This window comes from Bartonella sp. MM97QHHN, from assembly GCF_042194285.1.
GTDB lineage: Bacteria > Pseudomonadota > Alphaproteobacteria > Rhizobiales > Rhizobiaceae > Bartonella.
The window spans coordinates 1-19,021 of sequence record NZ_JBHIMS010000094.1 but is presented as its reverse complement, the minus strand read 5'-3'; the positions used below and the strand labels follow the sequence as shown (position 1 = coordinate 19,021).

13 protein-coding genes and 1 pseudogene are annotated in these 19,021 nt (G+C 37.2%); 7 read left to right on the top strand and 7 right to left on the bottom strand.

Annotation, left to right across the window (positions count from 1 at the left end; genetic code table 11):
* Positions 1–525 precede the first annotated feature (525 nt).
* On the bottom strand, positions 526–3,441 hold the full coding sequence (uvrA, locus tag ACFIJW_RS07770) for an excinuclease ABC subunit UvrA (RefSeq protein ID WP_375633842.1): 2,916 nt from the start codon (positions 3,439–3,441) through the stop codon (positions 526–528).
* Positions 3,442–3,774: 333 nt separating this feature from the next.
* On the opposite strand from uvrA, the gene ssb reads away from it, so the two are divergent.
* The 5 genes from ssb (at position 3,775) to ACFIJW_RS07745 (ending at position 8,943) form a co-directional block, all read left to right on the top strand.
* Positions 3,775–4,281 carry a single-stranded DNA-binding protein gene (ssb, locus tag ACFIJW_RS07765; protein ID WP_375633841.1) on the top strand — a complete coding sequence of 169 codons (507 nt, stop codon included), beginning with the start codon at positions 3,775–3,777 and terminating at the stop codon, positions 4,279–4,281.
* 229 nt (positions 4,282–4,510) lie between these two features.
* Positions 4,511–7,294 carry a DNA gyrase subunit A gene (gyrA, locus tag ACFIJW_RS07760; RefSeq protein WP_375633840.1) on the top strand — a complete coding sequence of 928 codons (2,784 nt, stop codon included), beginning with the start codon at positions 4,511–4,513 and terminating at the stop codon, positions 7,292–7,294.
* A gap of 24 nt (positions 7,295–7,318) precedes the next feature.
* A complete protein-coding gene (coaD, locus tag ACFIJW_RS07755) occupies positions 7,319–7,825 on the top strand; it encodes a pantetheine-phosphate adenylyltransferase (RefSeq protein ID WP_375633839.1) in 507 nt (168 codons plus the stop codon).
* Positions 7,826–7,827: 2 nt separating this feature from the next.
* A complete protein-coding gene (locus tag ACFIJW_RS07750) occupies positions 7,828–8,412 on the top strand; it encodes a peptidylprolyl isomerase (protein WP_375633838.1) in 585 nt (194 codons plus the stop codon).
* A gap of 18 nt (positions 8,413–8,430) precedes the next feature.
* A complete protein-coding gene (locus tag ACFIJW_RS07745; protein ID WP_375617764.1) occupies positions 8,431–8,943 on the top strand; it encodes a peptidylprolyl isomerase in 513 nt (170 codons plus the stop codon).
* A gap of 305 nt (positions 8,944–9,248) precedes the next feature.
* On the opposite strand, the gene ACFIJW_RS07740 is transcribed toward ACFIJW_RS07745, so the two are convergent.
* Positions 9,249–9,371, bottom strand: coding sequence for a hypothetical protein (locus ACFIJW_RS07740; RefSeq protein WP_375633837.1), 123 nt, complete (start codon positions 9,369–9,371; stop codon positions 9,249–9,251).
* A 1,021-nt stretch (positions 9,372–10,392) separates the two neighbouring features.
* On the opposite strand from ACFIJW_RS07740, the gene tgt reads away from it, so the two are divergent.
* Together tgt and ACFIJW_RS07730 are read left to right on the top strand one after the other, a co-directional pair.
* Complete coding sequence (gene tgt / locus ACFIJW_RS07735) at positions 10,393–11,511, top strand: tRNA guanosine(34) transglycosylase Tgt (protein WP_375633836.1); 1,119 nt, start codon at positions 10,393–10,395, stop codon at positions 11,509–11,511.
* A 1,267-nt stretch (positions 11,512–12,778) separates the two neighbouring features.
* Positions 12,779–13,978 (top strand): MFS transporter, encoded by a 1,200-nt coding sequence (locus ACFIJW_RS07730; RefSeq protein ID WP_375633835.1) that lies wholly within the window; start codon positions 12,779–12,781, stop codon positions 13,976–13,978.
* A 44-nt stretch (positions 13,979–14,022) separates the two neighbouring features.
* Here ACFIJW_RS07730 and ACFIJW_RS07725 read toward each other — a convergent pair whose 3' ends face one another.
* From ACFIJW_RS07725 to ACFIJW_RS07705, 5 genes and pseudogenes are all read right to left on the bottom strand, one after another.
* The gene (locus ACFIJW_RS07725) at positions 14,023–15,450 is read right to left on the bottom strand and encodes an MFS transporter (RefSeq protein ID WP_375617767.1); all 1,428 of its coding nucleotides are present in this window, start codon (positions 15,448–15,450) and stop codon (positions 14,023–14,025) included.
* A gap of 118 nt (positions 15,451–15,568) precedes the next feature.
* Entirely contained in the window at positions 15,569–16,783 is a 1,215-nt protein-coding gene (locus tag ACFIJW_RS07720; RefSeq protein WP_375633834.1) for an NADP-dependent isocitrate dehydrogenase, read from the bottom strand.
* An 889-nt stretch (positions 16,784–17,672) separates the two neighbouring features.
* Positions 17,673–18,524 (bottom strand): annotated as a pseudogene (locus ACFIJW_RS07715) (tyrosine-type recombinase/integrase); the annotation flags it as partial.
* Complete coding sequence (locus ACFIJW_RS07710; protein ID WP_375633833.1) at positions 18,517–18,813, bottom strand: hypothetical protein; 297 nt, start codon at positions 18,811–18,813, stop codon at positions 18,517–18,519. The gene ACFIJW_RS07710 and the pseudogene ACFIJW_RS07715, both read right to left, overlap by 8 nt.
* 6 nt (positions 18,814–18,819) lie before the next feature.
* Complete coding sequence (locus tag ACFIJW_RS07705) at positions 18,820–19,020, bottom strand: hypothetical protein (protein WP_375633832.1); 201 nt, start codon at positions 19,018–19,020, stop codon at positions 18,820–18,822.
* Position 19,021: the final 1 nt, after the last annotated feature.

Below are 19,021 nucleotides of genomic sequence, written 5' to 3'. Positions count from 1 at the left end.
AGTTTATCATTATAGCATTCATAGGAGCCGTCGTGAAATGGGCTTGAGAGCATTGAGAAATGTTTCTTTAAAACAGATGTGGGAATTGGCAACGCAAATATATTCCGTTTGGGGCGTTTTGTTCCTTCGTGAGGAATGTGATCTTTATTAAGGAACGCGATAAATAAAAGCGTGAAGCAATGGCAATCTTCATTATAAGATATTGCTGTGGATGTCTTTGAAAATCATAAAGATAAATTAAAAGGAAATGGAAAGATAGGAACTTATTTATACCCTTAAAACTTCATATTCTTCCCAGTTTAGGCTGTCTGGTCGTTTCAGGTATAAACAAAACAGAGAATAAATACGCAATTATGTGCGCGTTCCTATTTGGCAATACGACAACTGAAATAGCTTATAAAGCGCTAAATTGTTTTTAGTCTTTGCTTCAAACGTGTTGCACCACTGGAATTAGGTGTTGGTTTGCAGGTAATAATAAAAGTACAGGCTTTGTTAGTATGCTGTATTTTACAATAGAAAGCGTTTCTAAGAATTGGAATTATAGAGAGATGGGCGCAGTAAAACATGTTTTAGAAATTTTCCCGTATAGGAAGCGGGAACCTTAATGATGTCTTCAGGGCGTCCAATTGCAACAATTTCACCACCGCGATCTCCACCTTCTGGTCCTAAATCAATAATCCAGTCGGCTGTCTTTATAACATCAAGGTTATGTTCAATGACTATAACTGTGTTGCCTTGCTCGACTAGTTCGTGAAGCACTTCAAGAAGTTTGGAAATATCATGGAAATGTAAACCTGTTGTCGGTTCATCCAAAATATAGAGTGTACGTCCCGTTGTTTTACGAGAAAGTTCTTTCGCAAGTTTTACACGTTGTGCTTCCCCACCAGAAAGTGTGGTTGCTTGCTGTCCTACTTTTATGTAACCCAATCCTACTTTAATGAGAGTTTCCATTTTATTATGAATAGCGGGAATAGCTTGGAAAAATTCCTCTGCCTTTTCAATTGTCATATCCAAAATATCGGCTATAGACTGTCCTTTGAATTTTATTTCTAGTGTTTCTCGGTTATAGCGTTTTCCTTTACAGACATCGCAAGTAACATAGACATCAGGTAAAAAGTGCATTTCAATTTTGATGACTCCATCACCTTGACATGCTTCGCAACGTCCTCCTTTAACATTAAATGAAAAACGCCCAGCTTTGTAACCGCGGGCTTTTGATTCTGGAAGATCGGCAAACCACTCACGAATCGGTGTAAAAGCGCCTGTATAAGTTGCGGGATTAGAGCGTGGGGTGCGTCCAATAGGGGACTGGTTGATATCGATGACTTTATCAAGAAATTCTAATCCTTCAATTTTGTCATAGCTGGCAGGAGTATGATGAGAGCCCATGATATGATGTGATGCTGCTTTGAAAAGCGTTTCAATAAGAAATGTTGATTTTCCTCCTCCAGAAACACCAGTTATGCATGTGAAGGTTCCAAGAGGAATATTCGCATTGATATTTTTGAGGTTATTGCCTTTGGCGCCGATGATTTTAAGTATTTTCGTTTTTGATATTTTGCGTCGCTCTGTCGGCATTTTAACAGCCATTTTTCCTGAAAGGTATTGGCCTGTGAGAGAGGCTGAATTTTCTATAATTTCCTGCGGTGTCCCTTGCGCTATGATTTCTCCACCATGAACGCCCGCGGCAGGCCCCATATCGACAACATGATCCGCTGTGAGAATAGCATCTTCATCATGTTCAACAACAATAACTGTATTGCCAAGATTGCGCAAATGGCGCAGCATTTCCAACAGGCGTTCGTTATCGCGTTGGTGTAAACCGATAGATGGTTCATCTAAAATATAAAGAACGCCTGTAAGACCAGAACCAATTTGGGATGCCAACCGAATGCGTTGGCTTTCTCCACCTGAAAGCGTTCCTGAATTTCGAGACAAGGTAAGATATTCCAATCCTACATGATTTAAAAAAGCCAAACGTTCACGAATTTCTTTTAAAATACGTACGGCGATATTACGTTGTTTTTCTGTGAGATATTGATGAACATTGGCAAACCAATCATCTGCTTTTAGAATAGAAAGATCTGATATTTGCCCAATATGCATTCCGTTGATTTTTACAGCAAGTGCCTCTGGTTTTAAACGATAACCGTGACAAGCTGGGCAGGGCGAAGAAGACATATAACGTTCGATTTCTTCTCGAGACCAAGCAGAATCGGTTTCTTTCCAGCGTCTCTCCATATTAGGGATGATTCCTTCAAAAGGTTGGGTCGTTTTATGCGAACCAGAATTATTTTTATAGATAAAAGAAATTTCATCTCTTTTTGTACCGTAGAGAATAGCCTGTTGTGCTTCATTAGAGAGTTCACACCATTGATCTGTGAGTTTGAAACCGTAAGCTTTTCCTAATGCTTCTAGGGTTTGGCTATAATAAAGTGAATCCGATTTAGCCCAAGGAGCAATGGCGCCATTTTTGAGGGTAAGATTTTTATTGGGCACAATTTTCAGTGGATCCATTGCTTTTTTGATGCCCAGTCCATCGCAGAGAGGACAGGCGCCAAAAGGATTATTGAACGAAAAAAGGCGTGGTTCAATTTCAGGAATAGAAAAACCCGATACAGGGCAGGAAAACTTTTCTGAAAAAATGAGCCGTTTGTGTGTATTATTTTTCGACTTATGAGCAGATTCCTTTGTCGTTTCTTTTTGTGCTAAGGGTTGGTCTGCCATTTCAGCAATGGCAAGCCCATTTGCTAGTTGTAAACAGGTTTCTATACTATCAGCCAAGCGAGAGATGATATCCTTCTGTACAACAATGCGGTCTACCACGACATCGATGTCGTGTTTATATTTTTTATCAAGAGGTGGAATATCAGCGATTTCATAGAATTTTCCATCAACTTTAGCGCGTTGAAATCCTCTTTTTAAAAGTTCTGTTAGCTCTTTTTTATATTCTCCCTTTCGTCCTCGCACCAAAGGGGACATAATAAAAATTCGCGTTCCTTCTGGTAAGGACATAATTTGATCCACCATTTGGCTTACTGTCTGGCTTTCAATAGGAAGTCCTGTCACAGGAGAATGAGGAATACCAATACGTGCAAAGAGAAGACGCATGTAATCGTGGATTTCAGTAACGGTACCTACCGTTGAACGAGGATTGCGACTGGTTGTTTTTTGTTCAATGGAGATAGCTGGAGAGAGACCATCTATACGGTCGACATCAGGTTTTTGCATGACTTCCAAAAATTGGCGTGCATAGGCTGAAAGGCTTTCGACATAGCGACGCTGTCCTTCAGCGTAAATTGTATCAAACGCTAAGGATGATTTCCCTGATCCAGAAAGTCCTGTTATAACAATGAGTTTATCACGAGGAAGATCGAGATCAATATTTTTAAGGTTATGCTCACGTGCACCGCGAATGGAGATATATTTTTGATGAGTCATACTTTATCCTTGGCATATGTGTCAAAAATTGAGCACCTAAAATGGAATAAAACTGTTTTTTTAGAATTACAATGTGTTTAACTGCTTTAATGCTAAAGGAAGGTATAAGTTTTGTGAAAAGAAAAATACAAATGAGCAGCTTTTTATTCTCTTGTGGTGGAATAAACTATGCGTCTTTATCATCTTTTGTTATAATTACACGGATACAATATTGGGAAAGGATAGCAATATCCATATTGAAGGTCAATTGCAGACATGTAAATTGAAGGTCGAGATGGTTATAACTGTTATAAAACAGAGTATTTTACGAATTAAAATTTTGGAGTTTATGCGATGGCTGGTAGCCTTAATAAAGTTATTCTGATTGGTAATCTTGGTGCGGATCCTGAAATCCGCCGTTTGAATTCTGGTGATCAAGTGGCAAATTTGCGTATTGCTACTTCAGAAAGTTGGCGCGATCGGAATACAAATGAGCGAAAAGAACGCACTGAGTGGCATAATATTGTTATTTTTAATGAAAACCTTGTCAAAGTTGCAGAGCAATATTTAAAAAAAGGCAGCAAAATTTACATTGAGGGGCAGTTACAGACAAGAAAATGGCAAGATCAAAATGGAAATGACCGTTATACAACAGAGGTTGTTTTGCAAAAGTACCGTGGCGAATTACAAATGCTTGATGGGCGGGGAGCCGCGGGCGGGGAGCAAGGAGCAAGTCAAGGGGGGAGTTATAGTGGTGGCTTTGCCGATAGTAACTCAAATCAGAGAAATACGTTTGGTCAAAATAATAATCAATTGGGAGAAAATTTTTCACACAAATTAGATGATGACGTACCTTTTTAAGAGTCTTTATTTGTCGTATTACGATTACTTTATGGTTTGCTTGTTTCAGATTTTTGAAGTTTATCGAAGTGAAAATTGTTAATTATTATTGGTAATTTAAAATATAAATTAATAACATCTTGAAAAATATTGTTAAATTTCTTTTTTGTCATGGGAGAGAAATTAGCATTTTTGTGTATTTTTCGCTATAAATAAAGTGAAATGATTCTTTTTTGAAAGTTTTGAAATTGTGACCGATCTTACTCCACACCCAGAACGTGATGTGCTAACAGGTATTGAACCAATCAGTATTATTGATGAAATGCAACGCTCCTATCTCGATTATGCGATGAGCGTGATTGTTTCACGTGCACTCCCTGATGTTCGTGATGGTCTTAAGCCTGTTCATCGACGTATCCTTTATGCTATGAATGAGATGGGGCTTTCTTTTAATAAGTCATATCGTAAATCTGCTGGTGTTGTTGGTGAGGTTATGGGGAAATTCCATCCCCATGGTGATGCTTCAATTTATGATGCTTTAGTGCGTATGGCGCAGGACTTTTCTTTAAGAAATCCATTGATTGATGGTCAGGGAAATTTTGGTTCCGTTGATGGTGATCCACCCGCGGCTATGCGCTATACTGAGTGTCGTTTAGAAAAAGTTTCAGAAGAACTTTTAGCTGATATTGATAAAGATACTGTTGATTTTCAGGATAATTACGATGGGCGTGAGCGTGAACCGGTTGTCTTGCCAGCGCGTTTTCCCAATCTTTTGGTTAATGGGTCAGGGGGGATTGCTGTGGGAATGGCAACCAATATTCCTCCCCATAATCTTGGTGAAGTCGTTGATGGTTGTATCGCTTTGATTGATAATCCCGATATCACACTCGATAAAATAATTGAAATTATTCCTGGTCCGGATTTTCCTACAGGAGGTATTATCCTTGGCCACTCTGGTGTTCGTGCAGCTTATGAAACAGGGCGTGGCTCAATCATTATGCGTGCTAAAGTTGAGATCGAAGAAATTCGCAGTGGTCGACAAGCAATTATTGTGAGTGAGATCCCTTATCAAGTTAATAAGGCAACAATGATTGAGAAAATGGCTGAATTGGTGCGCGATAAACGCATTGAGGGAATCTCTGATTTGCGTGACGAATCTGATCGTGATGGATATCGCGTTGTTATTGAGCTGAAGAAAGATGTTGTTGCGGAAGTTGTTTTAAACCAATTATATCGGTATACGCCGCTACAAACTTCCTTTGGTTGTAATATGGTTGCTTTGAATGGGGGAAAACCCGAACAGATGACGTTGCTTGATATGCTTCGTGCATTTGTTTCTTTTCGGGAAGAAGTTGTCAGTCGGCGAACAAAATATCTTTTGCGTAAAGCGCGTGAGCGAGCACATGTTTTGGTTGGTCTTGCCCTTGCTGTTGCCAATATTGATGAAATTATAGCGCTTATTCGCAAAGCTCCTGATCCGCAGACAGCACGTGCACAGTTAATGGAGCGACGCTGGCCAGCAATGGATGTCGCGCCTTTGATTAAACTTATTGATGATCCTCGTCATATTATTCATGAGGATGGTACTTATAATCTCTCTGAAGAACAGGCGCGTGCTATTTTAGAATTGCGTTTGCAACGATTGACAGCCCTTGGGCGTGATGAAATCGCTGATGAATTGAATAAAATTGGTGTGGATATTGCTGACTATCTTGAGATCTTGGCATCACGTGTACGCATTATGTGTATTGTTAAGGATGAGTTGAGTGCTCTTCGTGAGGAATTTGCAACGCCGCGACGTACCGTATTTGGTTTTGGTAGCGCTGAGATGGAGAGTGAAGATCTGATCGCATCAGAGGATATGGTGGTAACGGTAAGCCATAGTGGCTATATTAAGCGTGTGCCTCTTAATACCTATCGTGCACAGCGACGTGGTGGTAAGGGGCGTTCTGGTATGTCCACGAAGGATGAGGATTTTGTAACGCGGTTGTTTGTTGCCAATACGCATACTCCGGTTCTTTTCTTTTCATCACGTGGGATTGTTTATAAGGAAAAAGTTTGGCGACTGCCGCTGGGGACACCCCAATCGCGTGGGCGGGCTTTGATCAATATGCTTCCCTTACAACAAGGTGAGCGTATTACAACGATTATGCCTTTGCCTGAAGATGAAGCGAGCTGGAGTGCATTAGATATTATGTTCGCGACAACACGTGGAACTGTGCGTCGTAATAAATTATCAGATTTCGTTCAGGTTAATCGTAATGGTAAAATTGCGATGAAACTTGATGAAGAAGATGAAATTCTTTCTGTTGAAACCTGTACAGAACATGATGATGTTGTTCTAACAACAGCCAATGGACAATGTATCCGTTTTCCAGTTGTTGATGTTCGGGTCTTTGCTGGGCGTAATTCTGTGGGAGTTCGTGGTATCAATTTAGCTAAAGGCGATAAAGTCATTTCGATGACAATTTTAGAGCATGTCGAGGCGACGTCCATTGAGCGTTCTGCTTATATTAAACGTGTAATGAATGAACGGCGTGCTTCTGGTACAGATGCTGATATTGAAGATATTATAACTCTTGATGAGGAAGATGGGGGTGCTGAAACAGAGTTAACAGATGAACGTTATGCAGAACTTCATGCACGTGAACAAATGCTTTTGACGGTGAGTGAGTTTGGTTATGGTAAACGCTCTTCTTCCTATGAGTTCCGGATTTCGGGACGTGGCGGAAAAGGGATTCGCGCAACAGATCCATCTAAAACAGCTGAAATTGGTAAATTAGTAGCGGCTTTTCCGGTGAAGGCGCAAGATCAAATTATGTTGGTATCAGATGGAGGGCAGCTTATTCGTGTCCCTGTTGAGGGAATTCGTACTGCTGGGCGCTCAACTAAGGGAGTCACAATTTTTAATACAGCTAAAGGTGAAAGAGTCGTATCGGTTGAACGTATTTCTGAACCTGAAGATGATACGAGTTCATTAGATGATGAAAGTGTGAAGCATTCTGATACAGTTGATATGAGCGAAGAAAAATAATTTTTAAGAGGAAGGAGTAAAATCATGAAAATTGCTCTTTACGCGGGTTCTTTTGATCCTCTTACAAATGGTCATCTTGATGTTTTGAAAGGGTGTTTTGTGTTAGCTGATAAGGTGGTCGTCGCTATAGGGATACAGGCTGACAAAAAAACACTCTTTAGCTTCGAAGAGCGTGTTGATTTCATTACGCAGGTCGGGAAGGACTTATTTGGTGCAGATTCTAATCGATTGCAGGTTCTTTCATTTAGTAACCTTCTCATTGAAAAGGCGCGTGAAGTTGGTGCTTCATTTCTCGTTCGTGGATTGCGTGATGGTACTGATCTTGATTATGAAATGCAAATGGCAGGGATGAATGGCATTCTAGCTCCTGAATTGCAAACTGTTTTTTTGCCGGCAAGTGTTTCTGGGCGTGCGATAACTTCTACATTGGTACGCCAAATTGCCTCTATGGGAGGTGATGTGACACCATTTGTACCGCCCAATGTTGCACAAGCTTTAAGCTCGAAATACCAATCTTTTAAGGGAGAATAAGTGTGTTTCGTAGAATTTTTGCTGTTTTGATATGTTTTTTTTCATTGTCTGCTGTCGCTGGTAATCCTAGCCCAGCAAGTGATGCAAGCCTTCTTGTTTTATCTCTCAAAGATGGTGATGTTATTATTCGTCTGCGTCCTGATTTGGCGCCAAAACATGTTGCGCAAATCAAAAGATTAACAGAGGAGGGGGCCTATAATAATGTTGTTTTTCATCGTGTAATTTCTAATTTCATGGCGCAAACTGGTGATGTAGAATTTGGAAAAAAAGGCAGTAGAGATTTTGATCTGAAACGCGTTGGTATGGGTGGCTCAAATTATCCTAATATACCGGCAGAGTTTTCAAAACAGTCATTTAAGCGTGGTACAGTTGGGATGGCACGATCACAAGATCCGGATTCCGCGAATTCTCAATTCTTCATTTGTTTTGATGATGCTGCTTTTTTAAACGGTCAGTATACGGTTGTTGGAGAGGTTATAAAGGGGATGGATGTTGTTGATAAAATAAAAAAAGGTACGACAAGTAATAATGGATCTGTAAAAAATCCTGATGTTATTAATGCTGCTACTTTACAAGTTGAGAAATGAATCAAGGGAGCTTTCCATATGGCTGAGAATAAAAATCCAGAGAATACTTTAATTCTTGAAACAACAAAGGGCAGAGTTGTTATTGAGCTTTTTGCTGATTTAGCACCTTGTCATGTTGCACGTATTAAAGAACTGGTACGTGAAGGTGCTTATGATAATGTTATTTTCCATCGCGTTATTGATGGTTTTATGGCGCAAACAGGGGATGTGCAATTTGGAAAGAAGGATAGTGATAAATTCGATTTATCACGTGCTGGTATGGGGGGGGCAGAAAAACCAAATTTAACAGCAGAGTTTTCAAATCTTTCTCATAAGCGTGGTACAGTTTCTATGGCACGGAGTCAGAATCCAAATTCTGCTAACTCTCAGTTTTTTATTTGTTTTGCAGATGCTCCGTGGCTTGATCGTCAATATTCCATATGGGGGCAGGTTGTTGAAGGTATGGAAAATGTTGATAAAATTAAACGTGGTGAACCTGTTGCAGATCCAGATTCAATTACCAAAGCCATTATTGCTGCGGATGTAGAATAGTATAAACTATACTGATTTTAATTATAAGTTTCTAAGAAAAAATACTCTTTTCTGATCAATAAAGGCACACGAAACTCTTTTGTAGTATCACGCTTACCTTTTATAATTTCGAGCTAAGAATTGTCCATATATTTACTTCAATCGGATCTTCCTGAAGAGTATAATGTAAAGGATTTGTACAAACACCTGTCAGAATAAGAAAACGCAAAGTCTGTTATGTTATGGTTTTTGTTTGGAAAAGTGTTTTATAAAAAATTCGGCATTTCTCTTCAATTTATTGTTGGTCTATTAATGGTTTTATGATGTTATTTTCCTGAGAGAGCGTGTGCTTTTGTTGCTGCTTGTAAATCAACATCCAATCCTAATGCAGCCGCACACATATTAATACGGATAAGAGCCTTACTAGCTGCTCCAGTTTTGCCTAGCAAGGTGGAAAATCAGCGTTTATGTATATTGGTGTAATCTTTAAAATAAGAATTAATCTTAGAAGAATATAATAAAGGCGCAGAAGTGAAACAAATGGCTAGTCTTGCCATCTCCTTTTTAATGCAGCTTTACTTTTTTAAAAGTATCTAATGCAATATCTTTTAAATAATGAAGATTATGCATGGACTTACGCTTTTATTTTTCTCGTTTTTTAATAGAGGAATGCTCCAAACGGAATACACTTGTGTTGCTTATTTACGTGTTTTTAAGAAGCATTTCTTAGTGCATATCAACATTCACTTCCACGATGACCTTCATGGCGTGTATAGTTTTAAAGCTATAAATAGTATAAAATCTATTATGCACTACCTTCTTTAAAGCTTGTGAAGGAACAAGCAGGTACCATCATACGTTTTTTCAGCCTCTAATGTTACGATAGAGCTTTTGGTATTTGAGAATCTTTACAAAAAGCATTTGTAGTTTTTTTAAGTATTTTTATTTACACGTTAATTTCTTTTGTGAATTATCTTAAATGCCAAGAGCTATCTCAATATTGTGAGTGGATAAGTGATTATGCTCATTTGCGCTTTTATTAAGCGTGAGGATCGCTGTATTCAGTAGATGAAAAATTTTTTATCTGTAAAAGTTAAAGAATATTGTAAGCTGTACAATGCATTCAGAATTTTCTTCTATGGGTACAAAGTTACTGCTTATGGAAGTATGTGAAGATGAAATTATTGTGATAATAATTTTGCAGTTCTGTTAAGGCTTTAGTGCGTTAAGCGTAGGTATTTTGAGGTATGGTATTATAAGGATTTTACTATTTTTTTGGAGCTAGATTATTACTTTTATTATGGTGATTTCTTAATAAGAAATGTTCTTTTATCTCGTTTAATTTTTGATGCTGATTACAATATTGAGCGAATCAAAAATTAATTCATAAAGCTTATGACAATGCTCGTAGGGGATATCTTTTTTCTTTCTATAGAGATATGCATTGGTGGAATCAAAAAGACGAGAGTTATGATAAAGACATTTCAGTATAGAAAAATTGCTCAAGATGGGTATGCACGTCGAGGCGAAATTATAACGGGGCGAGGATGTGTTCGTACACCCGCATTTATGCCTGTTGGGACGGCAGGAACCGTTAAGGCTATGTATATGGATCAAATTCGTGATCTTGGTGCAGATATCATTTTGGGAAATACTTATCATTTAATGTTACGTCCAGGAGCTGAACGTGTTGCGCGTTTGGGAGGATTACATGAATTTTCACGCTGGAGCGGACCTATTTTAACCGATTCTGGTGGCTTTCAGGTTATGTCATTGGCGGGAATCCGTAAAATTACTGAACAAGGTGTGATTTTTCGCTCTTACATTAATGGAGCTTACTATGAAATGAGTCCAGAGCGTTCTATCGAAATTCAAGGACTTCTTGGTGCAGATATCCAGATGCAGTTGGATCAATGTATTGCATTACCAGCAACTGAAAAAGAAATGGAAGAAGCTATGGAACTTTCATTGCGGTGGGCGTTGCGTTGTAAAACAGCTTTTGGAGATCAGCCAGATAAAGCATTGTTTGGGATTGTTCAAGGTGGTGATAATATGAAACTGCGTGAACGTTCTGCTCAAGCATTAAAAGAAATCGATTTAAAAGGTTACGCTATTGGAGGGCTTGCTGTTGGTGAGCCGCAGAGTGTTATGACAGCAGTATTGGATACTACTTGTCCGATTTTACCAGAGGATAAACCACGCTATCTTATGGGAGTAGGGACACCTGATGATATTTTACAAAGTGTTGCACGTGGTGTTGATATGTTTGATTGTGTTATGCCAACGCGTGCAGGACGTCATGGTTTAGCTTTTACCCGCTTTGGTAGAATTAATTTGCGTAATGCGCGTTATGCAGAAGATCCACATCCTCTTGATCCACAGTCACTTTGTCCAGCAACACATGATTATAGTTGTGCTTATTTGCATCATTTGATCAAATCTGGTGAATCTCTTGGGGGGATGTTGTTGACTTGGAATAATCTTTTTTATTATCAACAACTTATGCAGGGAATTCGTGATGCCATTGAGGAAGGCTGTTATGCTGATTTTTGCGCTGAAACGTGTGCTCTATGGGCACAAGGACGCTAAAATATTAATCGTAATATAGCACCTCATTTTTTTATTGAATTTATTCTCGCACTTACAAATTTAGTTAAAAATATGAAATTAGAAACATCTTCCAAAATTATAAAATTTCACTATCTTAGGATATAACAGTGCGGTTTTATAAGGGCACATATTCTTTTCTAATTACTATATAAAACAGAAACTGTTACTCCGGTACGCGCTACCTGATCCGGAGAAAAACAGTTTTTCTGTTTCTGATGACTGTTTACAGCAACAATGTTAATGAGGCGTTAGCGAACTCTTAAAGAAGTATGAAAATTGTACTTTTATGAGCTACTTGGTGTTTTTTATTACTAAAGGTAAAGAATGGATTATATACAATCGAACAGATAAATTTTTAGAAAATTAAAATAAAGCTAAAATAAAATTACAAAATTTAAAATGTTATAATTTTATTTTTTAAGTTTTTATATATAAATTTATTTAAAATAGATTTATTTAATATTATTAATATTATAAAACTATATATATTATGTCATAATAAATTAAACAATAATCACAATAATTATAATATATTATAAAATATCAATAGATATATTGAAATAAAAATTATTATATTTATTTTATACTTTGTTTATAGAATTTATCTGAAAATAATCAATAATATATTTACGTGAATATTTTAATTTACAGATAGTGAGTTAGATATCTGATGCGATTCCTCTGTGAGGGAGGGGGAAAGATGCCTAAAAGAGGATATTTAATAAATCTAGAAACCAAGCACTATTATCATGAGAATTTTTAAAAGACTCTATAATAATTTATAAGAATGGCCTAGAGTTGAAATTATAGCTTATCGATTTGGGGGATCTGCATTTAGATAGCAACAATAATTGGGGGAGAGGTTTTATCTTTGTATCAAGATAATGATGAGATATTGTTCACTTGTTTGAAATGCATTATTCAGCAAATTTTAGAATTATTTATAGGGTATAGTATATCGTTGTAAAATAAATTTTTCACTGTAAATTTCAACGGTTAAAAAGAGGAGACAAAGTTTATTATCTGGTAGATCTGATAGAAATAGGTGAATACGTCTATGATCTTGAGGTTTTCAAAGATTTTCCATTAAAGAATCTTACTTAAAACTCCATAAAATGCTTTATATATCAAAATATTTCTAAAACTTTATTGGGGACTATTGGGCATGCGTATAACAATGTTTTGAATTTTTGTTTGTGTGTATTACAGATATTTACAGTTAAAACTCCTATTCAGAAGTGATGATATGAGGGATTCTTATCAACAAAAGGTTCTTGTATTGGGAATTGATTCGAGAATACGACGTTTAATAATTTTAGCTCTTGCCGTGGGCAGTTTTGCTATTGGTACTGCAGAGTTTGTTGCAATGGGGCTACTGCCAGAGATGGCACGAAGTTCATATGTTGATATTCCTACCGCTGGTCAATATATTTCTGCTTATGCATTAGGAGTTGTGATTGGAGCACCTCTTTTAGCTGTGGCAACAGCTCAGGTATCACGCAAAACTGTTTTGATAGGATTGATGCTTTTTTATGCTTTAGCAAATATTGCTAGTGCCTTTGTTTCTGATTTTAGCATATTAGTAGTATTACGCTTTCTCAGTGGACTTCCCCATGGAATCTATTTTGGACTTGCGGCTATGGTTGCTTCTTCAATGGTAGAAATGAAAGAACGTTCTAAAGCTGTTGGATATGTTATGCTCGGCTTAACAATTGCAACCGTTTTGGGAGCACCAAGTGCTACTTGGATTGGTCAACTTATTGGTTGGCAGATTGCTTTTATCCTTGTGGGTATGATTGCTTTATTGTGTAGCTTGCTTATTTGGAATTTTTTTCCTTGTGATTCAATTTTTCCAAAAACGAATCCTTTGCAAGAAATGGGTGCATTAAAGCAAAAGCAGGTGTGGCTTCTTTTGTTGATGGTTTCGGTGGGAGCGTCAGGATTATTTTCTGTTTTTACTTATATCAAGCCAACGTTAATGCATATTTCTGGTGTTTCACTTGAGTTGGTACCATTTATCATGCCGTTAGTTGGATTGGGTATGGTGGTAGGAAATCTCTTGGGGCCTAAATTGGCCGTTAAAATTGGTATTTCGCCGATGATATTTTTGTCTATGCTTTGGAGCGTATTTGTTTTTTTTGTTTTTTTCTTTTTATCCTATGCTCCGTTAACAGCGGCAATAGGATGCTTTTTTGTTGGAACTTCTTTTGCTGCTATGCCTTCTATACAAACAAAAATTATGGATGTTGCACTACAGGGACAGATTTTGGCAGGAGCATTAATGCAGTCTGCTTTTAATATTGCCAACGCTCTTGGTGCAGAATCTGGAGCATTAGTTTTAAAATTGGGTTATAATTATGAATATACAGCTGTTTTAGGAAGTGTTCTAACTTTGTGTGGATTAATGGTTTTTTGCGTCTCATGGTATATGGAAAAGCATGCTTAATATTTTTCATTTTTAAAATGAAGAAGGAATTTTTATATTTATTTTTAGTTATTGGAATGTCCTGTTGGGTTTTTTAATATGCAGTAAGAAATGCGCAGTGCTAATGGAATAGCAAGACAAAATAAAAGACCCATGAGCACTATAAGAAGAGTTTTTGCTGCTAAGATCATTCCTATTGTTCCTCCAGGATTAAAGAGACCAGCAAGATTGGTGATGACTCCTGCTAGAGTTGCACTTAAGGCCGCTGAAAATAGTTGTACAGAGGTAAGGGATTCACTGGCACGGAGAGCATCTTCATCATTTGCACATTGTAAGATCCTTGTGAGCAAATGTGGCCATGCTATGCCCGCACTGATTCCAATAGAAAACAGTGCTAAGCAAATAATAAAAATATATTTAAGCGCGGAAACTTCTGTTGGGATGAGCCATAAAAGAATCACTATGCCTAACAGTTTTAATAGGGGCGAGTATACAATGATGTTGCGAATTTTTTTTGTGGAGACACCAGCACTTGAGATGGCTCCACATGTCCACCCTAGGCTCATAAGTGCTGCTATATAACCAGCAATAAGTGGAGCTTGCCCATGAAGCTCTTGAAGAAAAAGTGGAAAATAAAGTTCTATACTGTATACGACTGTTGTCATAACAAGTATCAATGCGTAAACAGAAAAGATTTCAGAAGAGAAAGAAAAGGATTTGCGGGGCAACATAGGATGAGGGGTAGATGATTCGATTTTTGCTAGAACAAAGAGAAGACTAAGTCCGATAACTAATCCGCAAATTTTTGCTATTGTAGACTCCATAGCCCCTCCAACAGAAATAATAAAAATCAATAAGGTGAGTATGAAAAGCTGGAGAAGAGGAAGAGGGGGGGTTGGAACATCGTTTTCATTCTTTTTTGGTAAAAATTTAAAGGCGATGAGTGAGAAAAATATAGCTAATACGCCAATGACCAAAAAGGATGCTCGCCATAGGCCATAATATACAGAAAGCCCCCCGATTGCTGGTCCTAACAAGGTTGATATTCCCCACATTCCAGAGATAATACTTAATGCATGTGACCATAAAGATGGGCTGAAAACAATCCGTACCATGGAATAGGATAGGGATAACAAAGAACCACTTCCAAATCCTTGAATAAAGCGTCCTATTAAAAACAATGGCATAGATGAAGAAATGCTGCACATAAAAGTGCCTAGGGTGAAGATAAGTCCAGAAATAACATACGCATTGCGAGGACCTAATTTCCCTAATATTTTTGTTGCAAGTGAAGTACCCACGAGTGAAGCTGTAATAAAGACAGTAGCTACCCAAGAATAATATATTTCACTCCCAATATGATTCATAAGAGAGGGTAAAATAGTAATAACAATATAAACGTTAGTGGCGTGTAACACAACTCCACCTGTAAACGTTAAAAAGCAAAGACCATTTTTACCCAATAAAAGCGCAGACCAGCCCTGTTTTTTCACTGTTTTTTGCTATTTAATAAAAATTTATCCTCTTTTTACTTATAAGGTACTTCTTTGAATTTGCCAAGAGAAATTCAAAGCTCTGTTTAGAGCTTTGAATTTTAATTTAAGTAATAACTTAATTGCCCATTGCTTTTTTGAGATTCTCATCAATTTTATCGAGGAAACCTGTTGTAGAAAGCCACTTTTGTTTAGGCCCAATCAAAAGTGCGAGATCTTTAGTCATAAAACCTTCTTCGACGGTTTTAATACAAACTTCTTCCAATGTCGTGGAAAAGTTTTTTAACTTCTCATTGTTATCTAGTTTAGCACGGTGCGCTAGTCCACGCGTCCATGCAAAAATAGATGCAATAGAGTTCGTTGATGTTTCTTCGCCTCTTTGATGCTGACGGTAATGGCGTGTTACGGTGCCGTGTGCTGCCTCTGCTTCAACAATTTTACCATCTGGTGTCATAAGAACAGAAGTCATGAGACCGAGAGAACCAAAGCCTTGGGCAACAATATCAGATTGAACATCACCATCATAGTTTTTACATGCCCATACATAGCCTCCTGACCATTTAATTGCAGAAGCAACCATATCATCAATGAGGCGGTGTTCGTAATATAATTTACGATTTTCAAATTCAGTTTTAAATTCCGTATCAAATATTTCTTGAAAGATATCTTTAAAACGACCATCGTAAGTTTTTAGAATGGTATTTTTTGTTGAAAGATAAACTGGGACATTCCTTTGTAGTCCATAATTAAAGGATGCTCGAGCAAAATCACGAATTGACTCATCAAGGTTATACATAGCCATAGCAACCCCTGCGCTTGGGGCATCAAAAACATCATGTTCAATAACTTGATTGTCATCACCTACAAATTTAATACTTAATTTCCCTTTTCCTGGAAATTTAAAATCTGTTGCCTTGTACTGATCACCAAAAGCGTGACGTCCAATAATAATTGGCTTTGTCCAGTTATGAACAAGGCGAGGGACATTTTTACAGATAATGGGTTCGCGAAAAATGACTCCTCCTAAAATATTGCGGATTGTGCCATTAGGTGATTTCCACATTTTTTTTAGGTTAAATTCTTTAACGCGTGCCTCATCAGGTGTGATGGTTGCACATTTTATACCAACCCCATATTTTTTGATAGCATTGGCAGAATCGATAGTGACCTGATCATTGGTTGCATCACGATTTTCGACGGAAAGATCATAATATTTGAGATCAATGTTGAGATAGGGATGGATTAATTTATCTTTGATATATTTCCAGATGATACGGGTCATCTCATCCCCATCAAGTTCAACAACGGGGTTTTCTACTTTGATCTTTGCCATTAGAAGTCCTTTTTTTTAAGCGATACTACTTTATAGCACTTTCAAGTTTATAATGAAAAGTAAAAATAAGGGAAAAAAGCACTCAAATATGATCTTTTAGAATCTATGATCAATAGAGTGTAAATTTTGTTGGAGGGTTTAATTTTTGAAAAGAAGTGATGTGTTTGCAAATCTATAATTATTCTATGATTGATGAAGAATCTGTTTAATAGATAAGGTAGTTAGATCACTGGGGGTCAAGGATTATGCATTTTTATTATCAGAGTTTCCATTTAATAAGTTGATTGTATTCTAAATTATAGTTTCTTGATTTGTTGTGTTAGGTGAATAAGAATCTATTTTTATATCGCATTTCAATTCTAAGATTACGGTCTGTTTGTTTATAGAAAAGTTTAATGTGAAAAGGCACCGTAATTAAAAATGCTTCATATAAGATGTGTTTTGGGGTGAATTTTAGTTTTGAAGGTTGGAAGAAACGTATAAATGATGTGGCTGGTTTTAATTTAAAAATTAACGGTATACGCAAGAATATGGCTTATAAACTCACCGGATCACGAGCTAGAACCTTCTAATTTTTATATTTTATCGATTTTTATTGTTATTAACTTTGCGCAGTAAAACACTATCTTCGAAATGCAACAAAGAAATCAATTATCTAATGATTCTTGTATCTTTTTTACGAAGAGATCCCTTTAAAAATCTTATTCCCTCGTTTTTATTTATGCATTCCTCATTTTTAAGAATACGAATAAAATGAATGTATTACACATAGAAAAAAGAATTATGGTACGCCCAAGGGGCGGGTATAGAGTAAATAAAATCAAAGAATTATATAGAATATAAGGGAATTAATGAATTTTGATTCTATTACGTTTTTTTGTCTCTGCCCCTAACTTTTTTGGAGCTTTTTTATAGCTTCAAGAGCTAGTCTTTTACGATCTGCACTCTTTGTATAAAGGGATGCCATCTGATCTTCTGTCCAGCCAAAAATTGCTTTCAATTGTGATACTGTTGCTCCAGAATTAGCTGCACGTGTTGCGGCTAATTTTCTTAATCCATGCGCCGATTTTTTAATTCCAGCCGCATTACAAGCGTCTCTAAATCCATTCCCAAAGCTTTCTTTGGTGAATTTTTGATTCACTTTACTACAGATAAATGTTTCTTCTCCAATAGGACCAGTTTCAAGCGTTTTAGCTAATTCCGGTAAAATGGGAAGAAAAACATCTGTTTGGAATTTACTTTTCTCTGTTTTGAGATGAATAATATTGTCTTTGACATCTTTCCAGCCAATGCGTACCGCATCACCACGACGCAAGCCCGTATATAAAAGAACATCAATCCAGACACGTTCATGGGTACCATGATGCCATATTTGATAATATTTTTCGACATCTTCTTCTGTCCAAACAGGAAATCCCTCTTTGTTTTTGAGGGGGGGTCTTTTTATTCCTAAAGCTGGATTATTTTCCAAAAGACCTTGATCAATCGCCCAATTAAAAAGTCCATTAAGGGCTTTCAGAAAATTTCTAGCCATTGCTGGTGTTTCTTTACGCCGTTCAACACCGGCTATGATATGTTTCTTTTCAATTGCTTGGTATGGAATGTTTCCTATGGTATCACATACCTTCATAAGAATGAGTTCTTTTTGTTTTTGGGTGACTTTAGAAAGGCTATGCCAATTGGAGCTGTTAAAATACTGTTTAAGGAGCCATGCGAATGAACCTTCGACTAGCTTACCAGTTNTCTTTTTGTTTTTGGGTGACTTTAGAAAGGCTATGCCAATTGGAGCTGTTAAAGTATTGTTTAAGGAGCCATGCGAATGAACCTTCGACTAGCTTACCAGTTTTTGATTTAGGAAGTATAAGCCCTTGTAACTCGGCAAGTGCGCTTTTGTAGTTATCAACAAACTCTTGCGTTCCATAGGTGCCGCGTATTCTAATACGTGGTCCATGACCAATACGTACATACCATATAATTTTACCATGACGTGTGACTTCTTTGACAAGATGAGGAGGACGTGGTTTAGGCATGGTATTTTACATCTTAGAGAGTGCGGTTTCGTAATATTCATTCTTTGACAAATCTAAAAGTTTGTCTGGGTGGCTAACTGAATTTGGTATTGGAATATCGGATTTAAGATAGATAAGCAGTTCACCAGTAGGTTTGATTTCTATGAGTTCGCATTTTTGCTTTTTTGCTTCTCTTAAAGCTCGTGCAATGTCTGCTTGCGTTATGATA